At 25.9% G+C, this 1,430-nt stretch carries 2 protein-coding genes and 1 pseudogene; 1 reads left to right on the forward strand and 2 read right to left on the reverse strand.

The window, feature by feature from the left end:
* The first annotated feature begins 132 nt into the window (after window positions 1–132).
* Complete coding sequence (locus tag BUA77_RS14610) at window positions 133–267, forward strand: hypothetical protein (protein ID WP_278280581.1); 135 nt, start codon at window positions 133–135, stop codon at window positions 265–267.
* A 576-nt stretch (window positions 268–843) separates the two neighbouring features.
* Here BUA77_RS14610 and BUA77_RS13250 read toward each other — a convergent pair.
* A complete protein-coding gene (locus BUA77_RS13250; RefSeq protein WP_072891075.1) occupies window positions 844–1,032 on the reverse strand; it encodes a hypothetical protein in 189 nt (62 codons plus the stop codon).
* 172 nt (window positions 1,033–1,204) lie between these two features.
* A pseudogene (locus tag BUA77_RS14090) lies at window positions 1,205–1,430 on the reverse strand (hypothetical protein); the annotation flags it as partial.

The following is a 1,430-nucleotide window of genomic DNA, read 5'->3' on the forward strand; positions in this document are numbered from 1 at the left end:
GTCGCCAACGAGTCCTAACGGACTCCGTTGCTCAAAATAGTTGATACTTTTATTCAGTTACCAAAGTTACAGTTTAAAAAATTTATAGTTTCCTAATAAAAATAAGAACCGTAGGTCTTACGGAGATAGCCTGTGGAGATAGTAGGTTACGAGGTCGTAGAAGCAGGAAAAGTTCTTGGATACACCAAGAAGCCCCCACTTAGTGGAGGGAGAGTTCACTTAAAGATAGTATTGATATACTTAAAAATATCAACACTAATAAATTAAATACACTTGTATCTAGTAATATATTTTTTTTCTTTAAATTTTCATGAAATTTTTTACAGAATTTAAAATTTAAAATATTAATCAATACTGTTATTATGGTTAACGTGGTAATTTCAACAATACTTTGTATAAATATAGATTGTATATGAATGATAGGAAGTGCTATTCCTAAATAGATAAGTAAAGTTGAAAAATTAAATTCCGAATCAGTTTTTAACCGAAATATAATAGGATTATATTTCCCATTGATAAAATTTACTATATTTACTATTACAAAACAAATAAGTGAAGATATTGAGATTATAGATAATATAATATCTAGCATATGTATTCCTCCTTGTGTTCCATGATGCAATTTAGTTATTTTGAAATTACAATTTTTAGTAGAGTATATCATAGAATTGTTATTTATTTGAGTTGTACTTTCTTTCTTCAGACATTCCAATGTTAAGTTTTTTATTTATGTCCATTTTCATTATGATCTTCCAACTTTTCAAATAAGACTACGTAATTTTATCTGATAAAGGTAATTATGTAAATTATTAAAATATATATTACTTCTATCATAGAAACAAATCAATAAACCTCAAAATATTTATCTTCAATTTCTCTCAACAAAATACTTGCTACTATCTGATTTATCTTCTTATCTTCATTAGCAGATTTTCGTTTTAAAGCTTGTTTTATTCTTTTAGGTCTTTCAACTAAACTATCCTCTATTGGCTTTTCATTCAATTTAAAAGCTATATTTTTTTCGATAATCATAGTTTCATCTTCTTCATCATTAATTACTTTTACTATATTTCCAAACTCACCAGATTTTTTTCTTTTTTCAAATTCACTTTGAGAAATTTTTTCTAAAAAAATAATATCACCTTCTTTTAAAGTTTTATGGGAAACAATAAAACAAGTTTTCTTGTTAAAAAATTTTAAAGTATTATTGCTTATTGAGGAACTTATATAACCTATAGATCATTACCCAAACTTCTTCTCTTGTAGTAAAGTCATACGGTTTTGTTCCATCTGAAATATTATTTTTAGTTACAAATTCATGGGACGTAATGGCAGACTCCGAAATCCCTTCATCATACTTAAATAGTTTATATTGCTTTATTAAATTTATTAATTTATCAGGATAATTAGGATCTGTTGCATAGCCACAA

It is taken from the genome of Tepidibacter formicigenes DSM 15518, assembly GCF_900142235.1.
Taxonomy (GTDB): domain Bacteria; phylum Bacillota; class Clostridia; order Peptostreptococcales; family Peptostreptococcaceae; genus Tepidibacter; species Tepidibacter formicigenes.